We start from the raw sequence: 21390 nt of genomic DNA, 5'->3' as shown, positions 1-21390 counted from the left end.
ATCAATAGATAATTTATTTTTTCTGATAGTTACTCAGTAGTGCAATGATAGTTACTGAGTAGTGCAATGATAGTTACTGAGTAGTGCAATTAGATTATTTTTTGAGCTAATTTGACAATCTGATAGTTACTGAGTAGGGGTGTCAGAGTGTTTTTAGGCATTTCTGATAGTTACTGAGTAACTACCTTTATATATTATGCCATATACTATATTTATTATTTAAACATTCTCATTTCTAATTTCTAAGAAAAGCACTCACAAAAAAAACGAATGTTGGTTAGAAGAAAAATTAGCTATTTGTAGTTTTCCAATTGTCTGTAGGCTTATGCTTTTCTATTAAAGCGAGTCCTGTTTTTTGAATGTTATTTATTGGGTAACATGTCAAAGCATACAGGGAACAATGATTTTTACCTCCTATCCTCGTTACCTCAAGAAAGCCAGCACTAATTAATTCATCTAATGCCACTTTTAACCCTCTTGAAGAAAGATTAAAGATTTCCTTCGCTTTATTTTGAGGGGCTGAAAGATCTCCATTATTTTTACGATCATAATCTGCAACTAAACGTATGAACACCCATTTAGCTGATAAGCTGAGATTAATAAATTCTGGACTTTTTACAACATCATGGCGTAGTGCAGTCCATGTGTTACCGTTGACAGCTTGCTCTAATTGTTTTCGCTTTTTTCCTTGCCGCCCTTTCACTTTTGCGTAGTCTGCCATATAATAAATCCGTCTAATTTTATTAGCATATGTCTGTAATTTGTATCTAACCTCATTGAGCTAAACTCGGTGAGGTTTTTTGTTTTCTGGATTTTTTAATCATTTTCTTTGGAGCTGACTGAATTAAAATCAGGCGCAACTAATTCAATCACAGTTGGATAATCTATCGTTTCCAACTTAACTGTTTGTTTATCTAAACCTAATAACTTAGCTTGCCCCATTACTGCGTTAACTGCTGTATTTAAACTACCGTTTCCGCTAATTGCCTTTTGGTAAATGTCCTCGAGTTTCCTAATCAAATCATCTACAGTGATTTCATGGCGTTGTTGGTGAGATTGTTTTAGCTCATCTAATCGGACCGTAATAGGACCGTCTGATAGTAATTCACTTGCTTTTCGATTTATGGTGTCAGGTTTCATATTCTCAGCATGGTAAGCCTGTCTATAAGCCTCGCTGGCGTTGCCTGTCTCGATATACTGTAAGCAAAAATTTTCTTGTTTCAGCGTTAATTTATGGTTAAAAATTTGCCCTCCTGTAATTCATTGTTTTTAAAACAAACCTCAAAATTGAGTTTTGCAAGAAAATCAACAATTTATAATTCCCTCAAATTGAGGTGAAGCCATATCTCCTCGTGCGCTTACTGCTTTTTTATGGACTCCAAAAATTCCTAAAACCATCATTGGTGGACGGGCTCAAAATTGAGCTGGTTTTCATCTCCTAAAATTTGAGGAGATTGCCGCCAACTTGTGTTAGTTCAGTAGTGGTCATATGACCACAGTTGGATTATGTACATAGCTAAGTGTTGTGTTATCGCAACAGTTCAACTGAACCAAAATTGGATTGACTACCTCAAAAATTCAGGAGGGTTCACGTCTTCCCAACCTCGCTTAGCCTTTTCTCTAACTTATTCAGCGTTTGTTTAGCCTTGAGTAATTGCCCTAATAAAAACTCCGTAGGGCATTGTTTATATTCCCGTTCAATTTCTAGCACCTTTTCTTTCTGCAGCAGGATGACCTCACTTAATGGATAGGGTTCGTTATCGTCATCAAGACTAAGGAAAGAGTAGGTAGTCGCTCTCACCAAGTAATGTTGAACAGCATTAGGTAAGAGAAAACGCTTGGCTATCTTGTTCTTTATTTCCATTTCTTTTCCCAATAAACTCGCTTTTCTTCTTCTGTGAGGGCGTGAAAGTGTGTGGCATATCCACCGTGCTTTAATGCGTTAAATCGGCTATGGCGATATTTGTTACCCGTTTCGCAAATAGGCGTTTTATTTCGCACTTTTGGCGTTATCTGATCACTCACAATCCACCACCAGCAAGGGTTTAACGGTTTTCACAATTCGCAGTTTGTGTCGCAATTTATCTGCAGTAATTGTGCTAATTTTTCTTGGATATTCTCCACGTCATAAATCACGCAATTAATACGCTCTAACATCCACTCCAGATAGTCTTTATCGCTCATTCTCACATCAGGCACTCCCTCTGCTTTTATCGTTGGATAACCTTTATCAATGGCGATTTCCAAACTCTCTTGAATATCGTTTAATTGCGCTGCAATATCTGCGTATGTTGGGTTATATTGGTTTTCTGCTGGTGGATTGGTATCAAGCATTTAATGCCCCCTTTCTCAAGTGGTGTAATGTGGTTTCCTGTAATTGTGCTTTTCGCTGATAGTAGTCCATACCTAACTTAATCATTACGGCATTTTCAGAAAGCAACTGATCAACTAATTGCAATTGTTCTGCAGTTAAGCATTGTCTTATTTCCATATCATCAGGATAGCCATTTACCTGTAACCACGATTTACGGCTATTCCCTAGTGCTACCACATAAACAAGGTTATTCTCTCGGCTGTATGCGTGAGGGTCTTCTTTGCCTACTTGTTCTAAGCGGTACTTAATCGCCTCATTCATTCGTATTTGATCAGCCTTCATATTTGCTCGGGTCGCAAGGCGTTTTTTCATCTCGTTAAACTCTTTGATGTACTGCTCTTTAAATTGCATTGCTTTCTTGCCAGTAAAGCCCATCACTAACAACGTAAAGCCGTCTTGGGTCATATAGAACATTGGTTGTTTTTTATTTTGTTCATTCAGGTAATAGGACTCCTTAAAATTAAGGAGTCTAAATTCATCAGAACAACCTAGATTTTTAATGGTGTTTAGTAAGTTATCGTGCCGTTTACCAAAGTAATGCGCTACTTTTAGGCTATCTGTCATTGCTACCGTTTCTTTGTGAAAGACTTTAGGAAATACTGCGTTATTTACCGCACTTTCTGCGCTTTGTAGCTCGTTTGCTTGGTTTACTTGAATGTTTGTATTGATCATCATTAAATCCTCGCTATGCGCTAAATATTGGCTTTTGTACGTGATGGCTTTTGTACAACTCTTTCACCGTCCACCACCGCCAAAGGATCGACATAATGAAAACGATTCATTGCTTCGTTAATATCTGCCTGTGAGAGTGGCTTATAACCTCGCTGGCTTGCTTTCAGGTTGTAATACTTGGCTAACTTCTCGCAATCTTTCGCACTTGCTACTCGGTAAGAGAGATAAACGCCACCGTATACCCCCTTGCGTTCCACTCGCACAAATGAAATATCGTTTTGCTCCTCGAGTTGATTAATCTCATTACGCAAAGAACGGTTAAAACAGATTTTTTGTAATTCAAGTTCACTAACCTCACCCAATAGCACAGCTAAGCCAGCTACTTTTGGCTTACGTTCCATTGCTGGAAAGTTAAAACTCGCTAGATATTGATCACCTTCCATAATTCCCCCTTATGCGTTAGTGGATTGAATAAAGGCATTGACCTCATCAGCACTAAAACGCACAGAACCACCGATTTTGATTTTTTTGAGTAAGCCCTGTTTTGCTAAGCGGTCAATTTTGGTACGTGAGCCAATACCAAGTGCGGTTAGCTCATTAATGGAATAGTATTTTTTGATTGGTGTTTGATTGGTTTGAGTAGTACTCATAAATACCCCCTTTTAATTTGGTTAATTAAAATTAAGCAAAGTATTTCATTTTGCTTGGGAGTATTTTGGCGATATGGGATTAGTTCAGGGGGAAAATGAACAATTGAACAAGTTCAATGAACAAATGAACTGTTTTGGATAGGATTAAAATACAAAATACCGCCTAAGTAGGCGGTATTAATTATGGTTCAAGGTATTTCCTCAGAGTGTTTTTGGATGGAATATGCTGATTTCTGTAAGTAGTCTTTAACATTGTGTGTAGTTCACTATATGTCGGATACTTTCCATCATTCTTTGTTATAAAATCGCTCTTTTGAATGATAAGTTTGAAAGTGTAGGCTAATTTATCTTTATCTGTTCGTATTGGAATATCTCCAGCATATTCCACAGCAGATAATATTTGGTTGCTATCTCTAAGGCTCTGATTTTCATTTTCAAGCACTGTAATGTATTCTTGTAAATTCTTATTTTCAGATTTAAGCTCTACATTTTCAGTCTGTAATTTATCCACTAGGGACTTATCAGATGAAGAACCCAGTCTATAATTAATTGACTTATTTCTGTGTTGCAATATTTCTATACAGTCTAAAAGGCTCTTACTCTCAATAACAACAGATGAAATATTTGCAACCACTCCACCTTCTTCAAATAACACATTCACTATTCCTACTCTATTCCTGTATTTATTAGGATATACATCCGTATTAGCATATTCGATAAACCCTAACTGCTTTATGTAAATGGAAAATGGTTCTCCCCCTTCATCCTTTATATATTTAGAACCTTCTGGGAGAATATTAAATAATCCTTCCCCTACAAAACAGTCTACGCTATTCACAAAGATTTCTGCGTAACTATCACTCACACTTATTGATTCTTTTTTGCTTGGGATTCCATAGATTGAGATATTACAAAATATTTCTTTACTTTCTCCATTGATTGAAAGGAAGCATTCTTCATCTTCGGCTCTAAAAAATGAACACCTTAAAGAAAAGTTAAGACTTCCTTCAAAAAACAAATCAAGAATATCTTTTGTTTTAAATGTTTCTACTGAAAAATACTCATTTAATAATTGAACGGTTTCATTTACTGAATATGTACTTTTAAGAAATAACACATTACGTCCCTATACGTTGCCCTATTTAGTTGGTGCGCAACAAAGAACAAATAGGGTTGTTCTCTTTCGGCTCGGGTAATTAGTCCGCTCCTAGTTGCGCATATTTGGTTATATATGGTGAATAATACCGCACCAAAATATACAGTTCAATACTGTATAATCTGACTATTTAAGCAACAATTTTCAGGTGTTTTGGTGGTGGAATAATTGGTTCTGGTGCCTGACTTTCTACATAATCCGCCCATTCTTGTAACATCACCGCCCTTTGTGAGAGATACAAGGATTTATCATAGGTACGTCTAATTTGGTTTTTATCTTTATTTTGCTTGTGTGATAAGGCTCTTTCTATCCAGTCTGCTTTGTAGTCTTTCTCGTTTAATGACGTGCTGAATAAATGGCGTATGCCGTGCGTAGTAAGGCGTTTTTCCCCTATCCCCTTGATAATGGCTTTTCGCATTGCCTCAATGCTTAAATGACCGCTTTTCGCTGTTAAACTGGCAAACACAAATTCACTCTCAATGCCAAGTGCGGTGTGTAACTGCTGCATTTTATTAAATATCCCAATTGCTTGGCGTGATAGTGTTACTACGTGTTCTCTCCCCTCTGGTAGATTCTTATTGCCTTTTTGGACTCGGTAGATCCACGTTTTCTCTTTGTAATGAATATCCGCCCATTTCGCTTTGGCTATTTCAGACGGTCGTCCACCAGTCAATACCACCAGCATAACCGCATAAAATGAAAACGGATTAAAACGCCTTTCATCTCTTGCTTTGTAAAAGCCTTGTAAAAACTCGCTTAATTCTTCAGGGGTGATAGTATTCATTCCCTTAGATACTGGCTTATCAAATTCCTTGCCTATTTCTGCTAACGGATTATGCGCAATCAATCCCCTATGAAGTGCGAACCGCATTACATTGTTAATGTTGCCAATAATCTTTTTAACGGTTTCTAACTTGCCCTCTTTCTCAAGTGGTTTAAGCGCATTAATGGCGATAAGTGGCGTGATTTCTGATATTGGATAACTGGCAAAGCGTGGGAGCAAATGGCGCTCAAATAAAGCCCACGTATCTTTAGCTGTGCGTTCTGAAAAATTAGCCTTTATCTTTCTATCTTCAAACCACGCTTTAGCTATCTTCTCAAAGGTGCGATTTAGTTTATCCGCCTGTGCTTGTTCTTGTTGCTTACGGTAGGTTTGTGGGTCGATATTATTAGCCAGCAAGGCGTTATATTCATCACGCTTGGCTCTGGCTTGTGATAGGGATAAATCAGGATAAGTACCTAAGCTAATTGTAGTGCGTTTTTTGGTGTAGGGTTGGGCGTATCTAAAACGCCACAACTTAGCCCCTTTACGTGATACTTCTAAAAATAGCCCTTCACCATCATATAGTGGTTTGCTGCTCGCTTTTGCGTTTTTAATCTCGCTGTCTGTTAGTTTCTTCACTAATCTAGCCATAAAAAAACTCCATGTAGAAAGAGTTATTTTTAGAAAACATACTCAAGATAGTACTATTTTTTGAATGGGAGAATTATAGTACTAAACCATTTCAAACCTTGTTATAAAAGGCTTTATGCGTTTTTTAGTACTATAATTTGAAAGTTTTATTTTCTTATTTTGGGAGTAAATAGTACTAAAATGGGTTCTTTCTAAAATTATAGTACTATTTATAGTACTAAAAATGTGGGTTAGAATGAATAAGTTTGATTAATTTTGCACTATATAAAATGCGATAAACCTTGATTTTACTGGGTTTTATTAATTATTTTGGTGAGGTTTGATGAAGATTGATTTATGGATTGGCGGAAGATCATGGGAGTCGAACCCACCCGAGATTGCTGGCAACCTCAACAGGATTTGAAGTCCTGCCGCTTCACCGGAAACGACGATCTTCCAAATAGGAAAGTGTTTGAACTTTAACGCAAATAACTATTTGATTCAAGCCATAAGCTAAAATTTTCATAAAACTTACCGCACTTTTTTAACCACATCACAAAATTCGGTTTTCTTGTTTATGAATACTGAATTTTCAGTAGAAAACGAGTATGATTTAGCTAATTTGATCTACAAAATAGGAATAAGAATGTCTCTTTATCAAAGCCTTCCTTCTGTCGATAAAATCTTAAAAACAGCTGATGGTGTGACACTAATTACTGAATTTGGGCATTCAGCGGTAGTCAATATTTGCCGTCAATTAATCGAGCAAGGGCGTGAAAGTATAAAAAATGAAAATAAATTACCGCACTTTTTTACCGATTTTAAATACACAATTGAAACTATTCGCAACAAATTACAGCAACAACAGCAAGTCAATATTCAATCTGTATATAATTTAACAGGCACCGTATTACATACCAATTTGGGGCGTGCGTTGTGGTCAGAAGTAGCACAACAAGCGGCCTTGACTGCGATGCAACAAAATGTGGCATTGGAATATGATTTGGATACGGGCAAACGTAGCCATCGAGATCATTATATTAGTGAATTACTCGGTCAGTTAACTGGTGCAGAAGCGGCTTGTGTGGTCAATAATAATGCTGCAGCAGTTTTATTAATGTTAGCCACCTTTGCGCAAGGCAAAGAAGTGATTATTTCGCGAGGAGAATTGATCGAAATTGGTGGTGCATTTCGTATTCCTGATATTATGCAACAGGCGGGTTGTAAATTAGTTGAAGTCGGCACGACCAATCGTACCCATTTAAGTGATTATCGCAACGCAATTAACGAAAATACGGCATTTTTAATGAAAGTGCATAGCAGTAATTATCAAATTTGTGGTTTTACAAAATCTGTATCTGAACAAGAATTAGTTAAGTTAGCGAATGAATTTAATCTGCCAGTAATAACGGATCTTGGTAGCGGTGCTTTAGTGGACTTAAGCCAATATGGACTACCTTCAGAGCCGACTGTACAAGAAAAATGGGCGCAAGGGGTGGATTTAATTTCTTTCTCAGGGGATAAATTATTAGGTGGTCCGCAAGCTGGCATTATTGTCGGGAAAAAAGCATGGATTGATCGCCTGCAATCCCATCCACTAAAAAGAGCATTGCGTTGCGATAAAGTGATTTTAGCAGGCTTGGAAGCGACACTGCGTTTATATTTACAGCCTGAAAAATTAAGTGAAAAACTGACCGCACTTTATTTGCTGACCCAACCTGTCAATGAGTTACTCGCCAAAGCAGAACAGCTAAAAACTGCGTTACAAGAAAAATTAGGCACTGATTATTTACTGCAAATTGAAGACAGTTCGGCACAAATTGGCAGCGGTTCGCAACCGTTAGCGATAATTCCCTCTGTTGCTGTCACGATTTCGACAGAAATTCCGGGGAAACTGACCGCACTTTTACAACGTTTTAAACGTTTACCCCAGCCAATTATTTGCCGAGTAGAAAAAGAAAAAATCTGGCTCGATTTACGCAGTCTTGCCAGTTTAGCGCTCTTATTAGAAACCGTTAAACAGCTTTAAAATACATTTAAATAACAAAAGGGCATTTTTACATTGCCCCTTCTTTTTTATTCTCTTAGCATTAACCAATGCGTTTTAGTGCATCGTAAATCAGCCCCCAGAATTTATCTTTGTCTAATTTCATTGCCACTTGTGTATGGCAATTTTCAGGAATAGGGTAACGGAAATCGGCTACTGTCATACCTAATGTATGTGTACCTGTCAGTTCAATATTGACTGGCACAGCTTTTGTTGTGCAAACACTTGGATCGATCACATAAGCTACCGCACAAGGATCATGCACTGGCGGATAATCAAAACCTTGTGCTTGTTTATACATTTTGCCGAAAAACTCGAGCAGTTCGAGCACAAACTTCGCTGGTTTGGTTGGAATTTGCGCAATTTTCTCAACAACATCTGGAGTAGCAAGTGCTTGGTGTGTTAAGTCTAAACCAACCATTGTGACTTTCCATTTTTCATTAAACACAATATGTGCCGCTTCAGGATCAATTTTAATATTAAATTCGGCTACTGCGCTCCAGTTCCCTGTATGATAGCCGCCACCCATTAATACCACCTCTTTCACTCGCTCTACAATTCGTGGTTCTTTACGCACTGCCATGGCTATATTCGTCAACCCACCTGTAGGTACTAATGTAATAGTTTTTGCTGGATGACTCATCACTAATTCAATAATCAAATCTACTGCATGGCGAGGATCTAACGTTAAAGTTGGCTCTGGCAAAACAGGACCATCCATACCCGATTCACCATGAATGTTAGGAGCGACTTCCACTTCACGTACTAAAGGACGTACACAGCCTTTCGCAATAGGCACACCAATGATATTGGCGATTTCAGCAACGGCTAACGCATTACGACTAACTTTTTCTAAAGTTTGGTTACCAACAACAGTAGTAATCGCTAATAAATCAATTTCAGGGTTTCCATGGGCAAGTAAAATCGCAATCGCATCATCATGGCCGGGGTCACAGTCTAAAATAATCTTTTTCATTGGCTACCTCTGTGGAAGATAAGAGTTTGTTTCTTTTTGAAATTTCAATTACTCAGAGTAGAGATAATTCCATCTTATCACAATCTTTTCAATGAGGAACTGTGAACGAGATCACAACATCATCAATGTGTGTTTTTTTGTTTTATCAGAAATGAAGAAAAAACTACTTATTTGCGCCTTAAATGTTAGAATTCAGGCAAAAAGACGTTGAGGAAAAGTAGATGATTATTGTGACATCTGGTCATGTAGATCACGGGAAAAGCGCCTTATTACAAGCATTAACTGGAAAAAATACTGCACATTTACCCGAAGAAAAAAAACGTGGAATGACCATTGATTTAGGCTATGCCTATTTACCTTTAGAAAAAAACGGCAAAATTGACCGCACTTTAGGTTTCATTGATGTGCCAGGTCACGAAAAATTCTTAACTAATATGTTAGCTGGCTTAGGCGGCATTGATTATGCAATGTTAATTGTTGCGGCAGATGAAGGCATTCAAGCACAAACGGAAGAACATCTAGCGATTTTACGTCTCCTACAATTCAAAGAAATTTTAGTCGTCATCACAAAATCCGATCGTGCAACGCAAACACAAATAGAACAACTTACACAACAGTTAAGAACCAACTACACGATTTTAGCTAATTCATCTTTTTTTGTAACATCGGCTAAAAATGGTGATGGTATTATTGAATTACGCCAATATTTAACTAAATTGCCCTCCTTTGCTGATCCTGCAAAACCATTCCGCTATGCTATCGACCGAGTGTTTAGCGTAAAAGGAGCGGGTACTGTAGTGACTGGGACAGCTTTTGCCGGCACGGTTAAGATTGAAGATGATCTTTATTTATCTAGCGGACATAAAGTTCGTGTAAAAAATATCCATAGCCAAAACCAACCTGCTACACAAGGAGTTGGTGGCGAACGCTTAGCTTTAAATATTCATACTGATTTAGACCGCACTTTAATTGAACGCGGTGATTGGCTATTGGCACAATCCCCATTAAAAGCCACAGATCGCATCACTGTAAAACTCTGTGCTGAAATGGCGTTAAATGAAACCCAGCCCATTCATATTTACCACGCAACCGCACGTACCACTGGGAAATTGAGCTTATTAGACAACAAAAGCCTCACCCCAAATCAAGCAGGTTTAGCAGAAATTATTTTAGAAAAGCCGCTCTTTTTAGCTTATGGCGATAAACTGATTTTGCGCAGTGGTGATGCAAAACGTCTAGTCGCAGGAGCAAGCGTGTTAGAAATTCACTCTCCGAGACGCTATAAACGCACTGAAAGTCGCTTATCTTTTTTACAACAACTGTTACAAGCTGAAACTGAGGAAGAACGCACCGCACTCTATCTGCAAAATAAAGCGGTTGAAGCCAAAAACTTAGCGTGGATAGAACAATTAACGGCAGCTAAACTCGATGAAGTTCTTACGAAGAATCAGCATATTCGTTTCCAAGAGTGGTGCTTTAATACAGATTATCGGCAGCAACAAACCGAAAAATTATTAACATCACTTGCTCAATATCACGAGCAACATAATGATCAGTTAGGTATTAGCAAAGCGCGTTTATACCGCATTGCTAGTGTCAATCAGCCTGAAAAATTGATTAATCATTTTATTGATGAACTATTATCAACAGGTAAGTTACAACAAACTCGTGGTTGGTTACATTTACCAGAGCATAAAATTGCGTTCTCTAGTGAGGAACAAGCCTTGTGGCAAGCCGTATTAGCAGAATTTGAAAAGCAAAAAGGACAAGCATTTTGGGTACGCGATCTTGCCACAATTTTATCCGTAGAAGAAACTACAATGCGTAACTTTTTGTATAAAGCCGGCAAATTGGGTTATCTCACGCCAATTGTAAAAGATCGTTTTTTCCTCACCGAAAGCATTTATGCCTATGCAAAACTAATCAAAGCCTTTATTACCCAAGAAGGCGCTATTTCAGTGAATCAACTACGTGATGAATTGCAATTTGGACGAAAATTAGTAGTTCAGCTAATTGAATATTACGACCGCAGTGGCTTTCTGCGTCGTAAAGGCAATTTACATCTTTTGCGAGATGGTGATGTTTTTGATGCCTAGAAGTGCGGTCATTTTTCACAAAATTTTTTAAGACTACAAAAAAGCAACCTAAACAGGTTGCTTTTTTGTAGTCTTAGCAAGAACCGATGGAATTATTTTTGTGGCATTTCTGCAAGCACTTTAGTGAGTAATTCCCAGTAGATTTGTACTGCGGGAATATGTACTTTTTCATCTGGCGAATGTGCATTCCGGATAGTTGGACCAATCGATACCATATCTATATTTGGATAAATTTTCTTCAATAGACCACATTCCAAACCTGCGTGTATCACTTTCACAATTGGCTCATAACCAAGCACTTCTGCGTAAACTTTCTCAGTTAATTTCACGATTGGTGCATCATCGTGCGGTTCCCAACCCGGGTAGTAACCTGAAAATTCTACTTTAGCACCGACTAGTGAAGTCAATGATTTCAACAAACTTCCCACATAACGGTTACCCGTGTGAATCAATGAACGAATCAAAATAATTGCTTTAATGTGCGTTTCTTCTGTACGCAACACACCCACGCTTAATGAGCTTTCAACCACATTTTCCACCACATCGCTATTGCGAATCACACCATTTGGCAATGCATTGAATAAGTGAATAGCTTTGTATGTTGTGGTTGCAGTAAATACCGTTTCTGCTTTTTCCGTTTCTTGTACAGTAAAGGTTAAGTTTGGCTCAACTTTCGCTAATTCTGCTTTCAAAATTTCTTCGAAATTTTTCACCGCACTTTTGAGAACATCCGCATTGCCATTAAATACCAACGTTGCAAAAGCTTCACGTGGGATGGCGTTACGGATTGAACCACCACGGATTTCACTTAGTGCAAACTGAAATTCTGGTTGATCTTGAGTTAATGTCGCAAGGAAACGGGCTAACACTTTGATTGCATTTGCACGACCAGTGTGAATATCTCCACCAGAGTGACCACCACATAAGCCTTTTAATACGATTTGATAACTTTGGCTGAACGTGTTTGCTTCACGTTCAATTTCCAATGAGATATTTGCATTCTCACCACCAGCACAGCCAATATAAATTTCGCCGTTTTCTTCGGTATCGGTATTAATCATCACTTCACTTTGCAACCAATTTGGGCGTAAACCAACCGCACCTTCCATTCCCGCTTCTTCGGTCATTGTTAATAACACTTCAAGCGGTGGATGTGCTAAATCATCACTATCTAATACCGCAAGTGCAGATGCCATACCGATACCATTGTCTGCACCTAATGTTGTGCCTTTTGCTTTTACCCATTCACCATCAATATAAGGTTGGATTGGATCTTTGGCGAAATCGTGAACTGTACCTTCATTTGCTTGTGGTACCATATCCAAATGTGCTTGTAATGCCACTGCGGTGTGCTTTTCCATTCCAGCTGTTGCCGGTTTACGAATCAGAATGTTACCAACCTCATCACGCTCCGCATAAAAGCCTTTATCTTTCGCCCAAGCTAAAATAAATTGTGCGATTTGTTCTTCTTTATAAGACGGATGCGGTATTGCACAAATCTGGTCAAACCATTTCCATAATCTGGCAGGTTGTAACGTTTGAATTTCTGACATAATTCCTCCTTTTGGTATTAGTTATATGCAGCCTGAAAAATAATCAATTTTCAGCCATTTCATGAGAAAAAATTAGCAAAATTATAGCATAAAACCCTATTTCAGGTTATCCTAACGCAATTTTTTAATTTATGGGTAGAAATTTGCCCCTCATTTTTAGAAAGGTGTGTTTATGAGTGAAAAATATGTAGTGACGTGGGATATGTTCCAAATGCACGCACGCAAATTATCAGAGCGTTTACTTCCAGCAACACAATGGAAAGGCATTATTGCAGTTAGCCGTGGCGGTTTATTTCCAGCAGCCGTTTTAGCACGTGAATTAGGTATTCGTCACGTAGAAACTGTATGTATCGCAAGCTACCACGATCACGTTGAGCAAGGTGAATTAAAAGTATTACACCGTGCAGAAGGTGATGGAGAAGGCTTTATCGTGGTTGATGATTTAGTAGACACTGGCAACACTGCACGTGCAATTCGTGAAATGTATCCAAAAGCAAGATTTGTCACTGTATTCGCAAAACCTGCAGGTGCGCCATTAGTGGATGATTATGTCATTGATATTCCACAAAACACTTGGATCGAACAACCTTGGGATTTAGGTTTAACTTTTGTACCACCTTTGGCAAGAAAATAATTCAGTCTTAAATTTACAACATAAAAAAATGCGAGTAGTAAACTCGCATTTTTTGTTATCTGTGATTCAACTTATTGATTAAATTTTGCTTTTAACACATCAAGTAATTGTTCTTTAGCGATCATTTCTTTTTCGCCAGAACGACGATTTTTATATTCAATTTCGCCTTTCTCAAGATTTTTCTCACCAATCACAATCATATGTGGTACGCCGATCAATTCCATATCCGCAAACATCACACCTGGACGCTCTTTACGATCATCGAAAATCACCTCCACACCTTGTGCCATTAAAGTGCGGTATAATTCTTCAGCAAATTGTTGCACGCTTTCAGATTTATGCATATTCATTGGTACAATAGCTACTTTAAACGGCGCAATATTTTCTGGCCAAATAATCCCACGTTCATCATGATGTTGTTCAATCGCTGCGGCAATGACACGTGTTACACCGATACCATAGCAACCCATGATCATAGTTTGTGGACGCCCATCTTCGCCTTGTACTGTGGCATTCATTGCTGCTGAATATTTCGTTCCTAATTGGAAAATATGACCCACTTCAATACCACGTTTGATCTGTAACACACCTTTACCATCTGGACTTGGATCGCCTTCAACTACGTTACGTAAATCAGCAATTTGTGGTAAAGGCAAATCACGTTCCCAGTTAATACCAAAGTAGTGTTTACCGTCTTGGTTAGCGCCGGCAGAGAAGTTATCCATATTCGCAACAGTGCGATCTGCAATCGCTGGCATTGGTAAGTTAATTGGACCTAAAGAACCTGTACCCGCACCAACTACCGCACGAATTTCTTCATCCGTTGCGAATTGTAACGGGCTTGCAACGATATCGACTTTTTCAGCTTTGATTTCATTTAACTCGTGATCACCACGCACTAATAATGCCACTAACTTATGACCGCTTTCTTCCGTTGCGTGTACCACTAACGTTTTCACAGTTTTCTCAATCGGTTGATTAAATTGTTCAACTAATTCAGCAATCGTTTTCGCATTTGGCGTATCGACTAAACGCAATGCTTCTGTTGGTGCACCACGTTCTCCTAATGCCACGGCTTCAGCAAGCTCAATATTGGCGGCAAAATCTGACTCAGTTGAAAACACGACATCATCTTCACCACTTTGGGCTAACACTTGGAATTCGTGTGAAGCACTCCCACCAATCGAGCCTGTATCTGCTTGTACTGCACGAAAATCTAAACCTAAACGATTGAAAATATTTGAGTAAGTCTCATACATCACATCATAGGTTTTTTGCAAACACTCGTGGGTAGTATGGAAAGAATATGCATCTTTCATCACAAACTCACGCGAACGCATCACACCAAAACGGGGGCGTACTTCATCACGGAATTTAGTTTGGATATGATATAAATTCAACGGTAATTGTTTATATGACGCACATTCACGACGGATCAAATCAGTAATCACTTCTTCATTCGTCGGTCCAATCACAAAATCACGATCCCCACGATCTTTAAAACGTAATAATTCAGGTCCATATTCTTCCCAACGTCCAGACTCTTGCCATAATTCTGCGGGCTGTGTGACGGCCATTTTAACTTCCAACGCACCACTTTTATCCATTTCTTCACGGATAATATTTTCTACTTTGTTTAACACACGTAAACCTGTCGGTAACCAAGTATAAAGCCCTGACGCTAACGGACGAATCATCCCCGCACGCAACATTAATTGATGGCTAACAATACTTGCCTCCGCAGGCGTTTCTTTTAAGGTTGAGAATAAATATTGACTTGTACGCATTGATATACCTGTTAAGTTCTAAAAACGGTTTATAAATCGAAAAAAATTGTTGGTTAGTTTATCACTGTGTGGGCGTGGGACAAAGAGTTATAAACAAATTTACTCATAAAACAAAAAGAACTGTAAATAAACTTCTTCCATTTCATTTCAGTAGTAATCTATTAGTCTCGAACAAAAAATAGGTTAAATAACTTTTATTATTTAACCTAAGGTATATTTCATTAATTATGCATAATATTGCTGTAATAATGTTAAATATCGTTGATAAATTCGTTCATATTCAACAAAACTCTGTGGTTTTGGTTGAACAACAGATTCCTCATCAAGATGCACAAAGTCTTGGCATAACTCTGTTAACTCTCCTTCGCCATTTGCCCACATAGCTTGGATTGCACCTCCTAGGGCAGCTGCTTCTTCCTCTTTCAAACACACTACTTCGGTGTTCATGATATCCGCGATCATTTGCCGCCAAACTGCACTTTTTGCTCCACCGCCAATTAAACGAATTTGTGAAGTAGATAAGCCTGCTTGGCGGAATAAATCTAAACCATAACGTAAAGTAAAGCTGGCAGCTTCCATCATGGCTCGGCATAAATTCGCTTGGGTGAAATTAGCCGCATCTAACCCTAAAATACTGGCTTTGGCTTGGGGTAGCGGAGGCACACGCTCACCATTGAAGAAAGGCAGAATAGTAATACCTTCTGCGCCAATAGGGCTTTGTTGAATAAATTCATTAAATTTTTTCACATCAATTTGCAGTAAATCCATTACTTTTTTATTCGCTGACGTCATGTTCATGACACACACTAAAGGTAGCCATCCACCAGTGCTTGAACAGAAATTGGCAATTTCCATTGGTAAATCGCTGAGAGGTGTATCCGTATAAGCATACAATGTACCAGAGGTGCCTAAACTCATCGTGGCAATACCTTGTTTAATATTGCCCGTACCAATTGCCCCCATCATGTTATCACCCCCACCAGTAGAAACTATTACCTGAGGAGATAAGCCTAATAACTTAGCAATTTCAGGGCGTATAGTGCCAATTTTCTGTTCTGCTGAAACCAAAGGGGCTAATACTTTTTGTGGATCAAGTTCAGGGGCGAGTAAACGGAAAGCATCAAGATCCCATTGGCGATTAGCTACATCAAAATACCCTGTCCCAGATGCATCGCCATACTCCATACAAAAGTGCCCTGTCAACCAATAGTTCAGGTAATCATGCGGCAACATGATTTTAGCTATACGTTGATATTGTTCAGGATAATGTTTTCTAAACCATGCAATTTTTGAGGCAGTATAACCTGTTTGTGGCATGATACCTAATTGAGCAAATGCCTGTTCATTTCCACCTAATAATTGGATAAATTCCGCATTTTCAGCTGCAGTTTCAGTATCACACCAAAGTTTTGCATTATATAGAGGCTGATCATTCTCATCTAACATCACTAACCCGTGCTGTTGCCCCGATACACCAATCCCTCTAATTAAGTGCGGTTCGATTTTGGCTAATTTTACTGCCTCATGAAATGCGCTCACTAAGGCCGCAGTCCACCATTGTGGTTGCTGTTCTCGACGTCCTTCGCTATTTTCGATGATTTCATGTGCAGCATAACCAACAGCAATCACTTTTTTCTGCTGGCTATCTACTACGATTGCTTTTGTTCCTTGCGTGCCACAGTCAATACCGATATACATAATTCACTCCTCAAGTTAGGACTTATTCAGTGCAATAAAACGCTTCAGTTCCTGATAACTCACTGCACCATCTGTTGCCGAAATGGAAAATAAATTGAAATAGGCTAAACCATGGCCTAATTGCAATACCTCATGTAAAGGTAAATCATGATGTAAGCCATAAAGTACACCTGTACAAAACGCATCACCTGCACCTAATGTACTGACAATATTATTTTTTTCTACCCAATAAGATGGAACAGCAATTTGTTCACCTTGTTTATTGATTGCGGCAGCCCATTTGGGATCATGAACAATCACAGCTTCACGCACACCTTGTGACATAATTTTTTCTGCCATGTACTGTAAAACATCTTGAGTCGAATCTAAGTGAACAGAATCCGTAAGCAATTTTGCTTCAACGTCATTAATAATGACATAATCGACAAAAGCTAAAATCGGTTGAATTTGTTGTATGAAAATCAGTTTATCCGAAACAGACACTAAATCAATCGAAACCAAAAAACCACGTTGATGCAATTCAGTAAGCACTGCTTTCAACTTTTCTACATCAAGAAACTGCGGTAATAGTGGTAAATAGGCGATATGTGCAATTTTCGCAGAATGATTGAGTTGAAAAAGATGTTCTATCCGATACTCTGCCATCGCACCTACATAATGAAAAAAAGTGCGGTCACCTGTTTTTGAATTGATCATCACATCAGTGAATGATGTTGGGAGATCGACAGTTATCACATTTTCAACATTAACACGATGCTGATGGGCTTGCTGTAAAATAAACTGCCCTTCACTATCTTTGCCAATTGCCCCAGCGAGAAAACGAGGTAAGTTAGGATCAAGTTTATCAAGATTAAACGATACATTAGTACAGCCACCACCACAATGTAATTCCATTTTTGAAATAGTGGCTAACATGGATTCTTGTGGATAGTCCGAAATCACTAACGTCCTATCCACTAATAAGTTACCAATGGCTAAAATACCGTTACGATCCTGCATATAACTGTGCCTTATTAATGCTATTAAAAATCTGCATTTGTTCAGCAACAGTTCTGTTAATTGCCTGTTGCATATTATTCATCATCATAAGGTAATAATTATATTTTGTATCTAATTCCGTATTATTAATATCTTGTTCTACACTCTGTAATGCCGCTTGTGACATCCCTGTAAAGAAATTAATTTTACAAATTCCGCGTTGAATCGTTTTTTGGAAATCTTCTACACTTAACCCCGATCCACCATGTAATACTAATGGTACAGAAACCGCTTGATGAATTTGCTCAAGGCGCTCAAAATCAAGTTTAGGTATACCTTTATACTTACCATGCGTATTTCCAATCGCAACCGCAAGTGCATCAATTCCCGTTTCATGGACAAATTCCACCGCTTGTTCAACTTTGGTATACAACGCAACATCAGCATGACTTTCTAGTGCACCACCTTCATCACCACCAACAGCACCTAATTCTCCCTCAACAGAGATCCCATAATTTTGGCAAAGCTCAACTACTTTACGTGTTTGTGCAATATTTTCTGCATAAGAGAGTTGTGAGCCATCAAACATAATAGAAGAAAAACCGCACTTAATTGCGCGCTCAATGGTTGGAAACGTTAAACCATGGTCTAAGTTTAAACATACTGGCACCCCTGCTAGCGCGGCTTTTTTCTTGATGTATTCTACGGTCGGCTCTAGATCAATATATTTTAAATGCACCTCTGCCACATTAATAATAACAGGTGATTGCTGTTGTTGTGCCGCAGCAAAGACTGCATCAATAAAATTAGAATCAATCGCATTAAATGCACCTACAGCAAATTTATGTTGATTTGCAACTGCTAGAATCGACTTTAAGTTCAATAATGCCATTTTATACTCCCATTAAATAATGCTGATAATCGCTACATAATAAATGAATTGGTTTCTCATCTTCTTCAATCTGTGAAAAACGCCCTAACGGCTCTAAAAAGCGATTATCGGTTAAGTCATCATTAGCCATTGATACCTCACCAGCCAACACCGTACCACCTTCTGCCCAAAAACTATGATACAACAAAGGTGTTAAACAAATACTTTGCCCAGGTTTTAATTTGACGATCCCCCCTGCTTTCACCTTAATTTGCTTACCGTCAACCGCCACTTGAATATCCGATTTTTCATCTAATAAATCTGTTTGTTCATCGCGTTGATATAGACGAATCACTAAAGTTCCACCACCACGATTTATGATGTCTTCCATTTTTTTCCAATGGTAATGCATCGGTGTAATTTGCCCTTCTTTCACCATCATAATCTTTTCTGCATAGGGCTTATTGTTCGTGGAAGACTGATTGCGAATCGTAAACAAAGTTAAACCAAATTTGGCAAAATCATGTAAATTAAAATCTGTTACATCCCATCCTAAACGTGCATCTAACACTTCTTGTTGTGCAAGTAAATCTTGGGTTTCCCAGTCTACTAAACTGAACTTTGCAAATTCAGGCAAATGGAAGCAATGTTGTTGCATTAACGCTTTTGCTTCACGAATCACTTGATTAATTTCAGAACGTTTCATTCGCTTGCCCTCTTTTTATGGTAAAAAGTGCGGTCAATTTTTGAGAATTTTTACTTTTCTTGCGCTAATGGCCATAACCAAGCAGCGCCACGAACGCCACTGGAATCACCATGCAATGCCTTACGAATAGGGGTATGAAATTCTCGACCAAAAATATAATTCGGCATTAATTTCGGGACATTAGTGTAGAGGCGATCAATATTACAAACCCCACCAGCAAACACAATCACATCAGGATCAAGCACATTGACATAGGCAGATAATGCTTTCGCTAAACGACGCTCATACGCTTGAAGAGATTGTTCAGCGATTTCATCGCCCTGTTCAGAAAGAGCAACAATCTCATCACCTTTTAACCGGTTACCTGAACGGCGTTCATAATCATCACACAATCCTGTCCCTGAAATAAACTGCTCTATGCAGCCATAACGGCCGCAATAACATTGTTTTGTTCGAGCCACTTCTTTTTCTTCTTCATCCATCCAAGGCAATTCATTATGTCCCCATTCACCACCAATTCCATTACCGCCGTTATGGGGTTTGCCATTAATCACAATGCCAGAACCACAGCCCGTGCCTAAAATTAAGGCTAAAACAACCGCACTTCCTTCTCCTGCACCGTCTGTTGCCTCAGAGACAGTCATACAGTTTGCATCATTAGCAATACGCACTTCACGCCCCAATAATAAGCAAAGATCTTTGTCTAGTGGCTGACCATTCAACCAAACAGAATTCGCATTTTTCACTTTATGACTAAAAGGAGAAATTGTGCCTGGAATACCAAGACCGACTGTACCTGTTTGCCCGGTTTCTCGCTCTGCATCATCTACTAATCCTTTAATCGCTGAAAGCGTCTCTTCATAGGAACCTCTGGGTGTAGGCACTCGCTTTCTAAATAATTCTGTACCATCATCAGACAGTGCGATCACTTCAATTTTTGTACCACCTAAATCAATTCCAATACGCATAACCACCTCATTACTTTTTACTTTGCATTTTATTTACTCAATAAATATGATTTTTTTAGGAAATTTTATATACTTTCACTATTCTTTATTCAATCAAATGGATCATACGATGCAACAAAATACCCATATTCTTGTTATTGATGATGATGTTCAAATTTGTGAACTCTTAACTGATATTTTTGAAGAACATGGTTATACTGTTGTTACAGCGCAAACGGGCACACAAGCACTCTCTTTATTGCAGACAACACATTTTTCACTTATTTTTCTTGATTTAATACTGCCTGATGTTAATGGGCTTGTTTTACTCCAACGTTTAAAAAGTATTAGTTCAGCACCTGTTATTATGCTAAGTGGTCTAGATTCTGAATCTGATATCGTAGTGGGTTTAGAAATGGGTGCTGATGATTATATTGCTAAACCCTTTTATCCTCGTGTTGTAGTTGCCAGAGCCAAAGTCGCACTGCGTCGTCACCATCCCCAACTTTTTACAAACCCAAACATTCAGCAAGGATTTACATTTAATCACTGGGTACTTGATACAGAAAATCACAAATTATTTTCACCACAAAAACAGGAAATAGACCTGACACAAGGTGAATATACTTTATTGCATGCGTTAGTTTCACATGCTCAAAAAGTACTTTCTCGAGAAAAACTATTGGAATTAACCCATAGTGAAAGTTTAGAAATTTTTGACCGCACTATTGATGTATTAATTATGCGGTTGCGTAAAAAAATTGAACCTAATCCCAAAGCCCCTACATATATTCAAACAGTGCGAGGTATGGGGTATTTATTTTCTGTCGCAGTTGAACGCTGTTCTTAGAT

General features: G+C 38.4%; 21 protein-coding genes and 1 tRNA gene. 4 read left to right on the top strand and 18 right to left on the bottom strand.

Features of this window, described 5'->3' with window-relative positions; genetic code table 11:
• Positions 1-289 precede the first annotated feature (289 nt).
• From CKV78_RS09455 to CKV78_RS10515, 10 genes are all read right to left on the bottom strand, one after another.
• Positions 290-721 (bottom strand): hypothetical protein, encoded by a 432-nt coding sequence (locus CKV78_RS09455; protein ID WP_005764214.1) that lies wholly within the window; start codon positions 719-721, stop codon positions 290-292.
• A gap of 95 nt (positions 722-816) precedes the next feature.
• Complete coding sequence (locus CKV78_RS09450; protein WP_269457969.1) at positions 817-1224, bottom strand: terminase small subunit; 408 nt, start codon at positions 1222-1224, stop codon at positions 817-819.
• Between the two features lie 364 nt (positions 1225-1588).
• On the bottom strand, positions 1589-1864 hold the full coding sequence (locus CKV78_RS09445) for a hypothetical protein (protein ID WP_005764218.1): 276 nt from the start codon (positions 1862-1864) through the stop codon (positions 1589-1591).
• 191 nt (positions 1865-2055) lie between these two features.
• Positions 2056-2334 carry a TroA family protein gene (locus CKV78_RS09440; RefSeq protein WP_005764222.1) on the bottom strand — a complete coding sequence of 93 codons (279 nt, stop codon included), beginning with the start codon at positions 2332-2334 and terminating at the stop codon, positions 2056-2058.
• A complete protein-coding gene (locus tag CKV78_RS09435) occupies positions 2327-3046 on the bottom strand; it encodes a Rha family transcriptional regulator (protein ID WP_032855555.1) in 720 nt (239 codons plus the stop codon). Before CKV78_RS09435 ends, CKV78_RS09440 begins: the two co-directional genes overlap by 8 nt.
• Positions 3047-3066: 20 nt before the next feature.
• Positions 3067-3489: a hypothetical protein gene (locus CKV78_RS09430; protein WP_005764226.1), complete on the bottom strand. Its 423-nt coding sequence runs from the start codon at positions 3487-3489 to the stop codon at positions 3067-3069.
• Between the two features lie 9 nt (positions 3490-3498).
• Complete coding sequence (locus CKV78_RS09425) at positions 3499-3696, bottom strand: helix-turn-helix transcriptional regulator (protein ID WP_005764228.1); 198 nt, start codon at positions 3694-3696, stop codon at positions 3499-3501.
• A gap of 181 nt (positions 3697-3877) precedes the next feature.
• Complete coding sequence (locus tag CKV78_RS09420; protein WP_005764230.1) at positions 3878-4813, bottom strand: hypothetical protein; 936 nt, start codon at positions 4811-4813, stop codon at positions 3878-3880.
• A 169-nt stretch (positions 4814-4982) separates the two neighbouring features.
• Complete coding sequence (locus CKV78_RS09415; protein WP_005764232.1) at positions 4983-6266, bottom strand: tyrosine-type recombinase/integrase; 1284 nt, start codon at positions 6264-6266, stop codon at positions 4983-4985.
• Positions 6267-6608: 342 nt separating this feature from the next.
• Positions 6609-6703: transfer RNA gene (locus CKV78_RS10515), tRNA-Sec, on the bottom strand.
• 188 nt (positions 6704-6891) lie between these two features.
• Here CKV78_RS10515 and selA point away from each other — a divergent pair.
• The gene (gene selA / locus CKV78_RS09410) at positions 6892-8274 is read left to right on the top strand and encodes an L-seryl-tRNA(Sec) selenium transferase (RefSeq protein WP_032855557.1); all 1383 of its coding nucleotides are present in this window, start codon (positions 6892-6894) and stop codon (positions 8272-8274) included.
• A 61-nt stretch (positions 8275-8335) separates the two neighbouring features.
• Here the strand turns inward: selA and uriH are convergent, their stop codons facing one another.
• A complete protein-coding gene (uriH, locus tag CKV78_RS09405) occupies positions 8336-9268 on the bottom strand; it encodes a uridine-preferring nucleoside hydrolase UriH (protein ID WP_005764234.1) in 933 nt (310 codons plus the stop codon).
• Positions 9269-9489: 221 nt separating this feature from the next.
• Here uriH and selB point away from each other — a divergent pair, with 221 nt between their 5' ends.
• Complete coding sequence (gene selB, locus CKV78_RS09400) at positions 9490-11364, top strand: selenocysteine-specific translation elongation factor (protein ID WP_005764235.1); 1875 nt, start codon at positions 9490-9492, stop codon at positions 11362-11364.
• 92 nt (positions 11365-11456) lie between these two features.
• Here the strand turns inward: selB and CKV78_RS09395 are convergent, their stop codons facing one another.
• Positions 11457-12917, bottom strand: a complete 1461-nt coding sequence (locus CKV78_RS09395) for an aminoacyl-histidine dipeptidase (RefSeq protein ID WP_005764236.1) — start codon at positions 12915-12917, stop codon at positions 11457-11459.
• Positions 12918-13089: 172 nt separating this feature from the next.
• Between CKV78_RS09395 and gpt the strand changes: the two genes are divergently transcribed.
• Positions 13090-13551, top strand: a complete 462-nt coding sequence (gene gpt, locus CKV78_RS09390) for a xanthine phosphoribosyltransferase (RefSeq protein ID WP_005764237.1) — start codon at positions 13090-13092, stop codon at positions 13549-13551.
• 71 nt (positions 13552-13622) lie between these two features.
• Here the strand turns inward: gpt and proS are convergent, their stop codons facing one another.
• The 6 genes from proS to mak form a co-directional block, all read right to left on the bottom strand.
• Complete coding sequence (gene proS / locus CKV78_RS09385; RefSeq protein WP_005764238.1) at positions 13623-15338, bottom strand: proline--tRNA ligase; 1716 nt, start codon at positions 15336-15338, stop codon at positions 13623-13625.
• A gap of 225 nt (positions 15339-15563) precedes the next feature.
• The gene (xylB, locus tag CKV78_RS09380; RefSeq protein WP_005764239.1) at positions 15564-17036 is read right to left on the bottom strand and encodes a xylulokinase; all 1473 of its coding nucleotides are present in this window, start codon (positions 17034-17036) and stop codon (positions 15564-15566) included.
• 15 nt (positions 17037-17051) lie between these two features.
• Positions 17052-18035, bottom strand: coding sequence for a carbohydrate kinase family protein (locus CKV78_RS09375; protein WP_005764240.1), 984 nt, complete (start codon positions 18033-18035; stop codon positions 17052-17054).
• Positions 18022-18906 (bottom strand): ketose 1,6-bisphosphate aldolase, encoded by an 885-nt coding sequence (locus CKV78_RS09370; protein ID WP_005764242.1) that lies wholly within the window; start codon positions 18904-18906, stop codon positions 18022-18024. The genes CKV78_RS09375 and CKV78_RS09370 overlap by 14 nt, the downstream gene beginning before the upstream one ends.
• A 1-nt stretch (position 18907) precedes the next feature.
• The gene (locus CKV78_RS09365) at positions 18908-19591 is read right to left on the bottom strand and encodes a D-lyxose/D-mannose family sugar isomerase (protein ID WP_005764245.1); all 684 of its coding nucleotides are present in this window, start codon (positions 19589-19591) and stop codon (positions 18908-18910) included.
• Between the two features lie 50 nt (positions 19592-19641).
• The gene (gene mak / locus CKV78_RS09360; RefSeq protein WP_005764247.1) at positions 19642-20559 is read right to left on the bottom strand and encodes a fructokinase; all 918 of its coding nucleotides are present in this window, start codon (positions 20557-20559) and stop codon (positions 19642-19644) included.
• A gap of 109 nt (positions 20560-20668) precedes the next feature.
• On the opposite strand from mak, the gene CKV78_RS09355 reads away from it, so the two are divergent.
• Positions 20669-21388, top strand: coding sequence for a response regulator (locus CKV78_RS09355; RefSeq protein ID WP_032855560.1), 720 nt, complete (start codon positions 20669-20671; stop codon positions 21386-21388).
• Positions 21389-21390 lie beyond the last annotated feature (2 nt).

Origin of the sequence: Pasteurella dagmatis, from assembly GCF_900186835.1 — a bacterium.
GTDB lineage: Bacteria > Pseudomonadota > Gammaproteobacteria > Enterobacterales > Pasteurellaceae > Pasteurella > Pasteurella dagmatis.
Note: the sequence above shows the minus strand (reverse complement) of the source record. Positions and strands in the feature narration are given on the sequence as shown.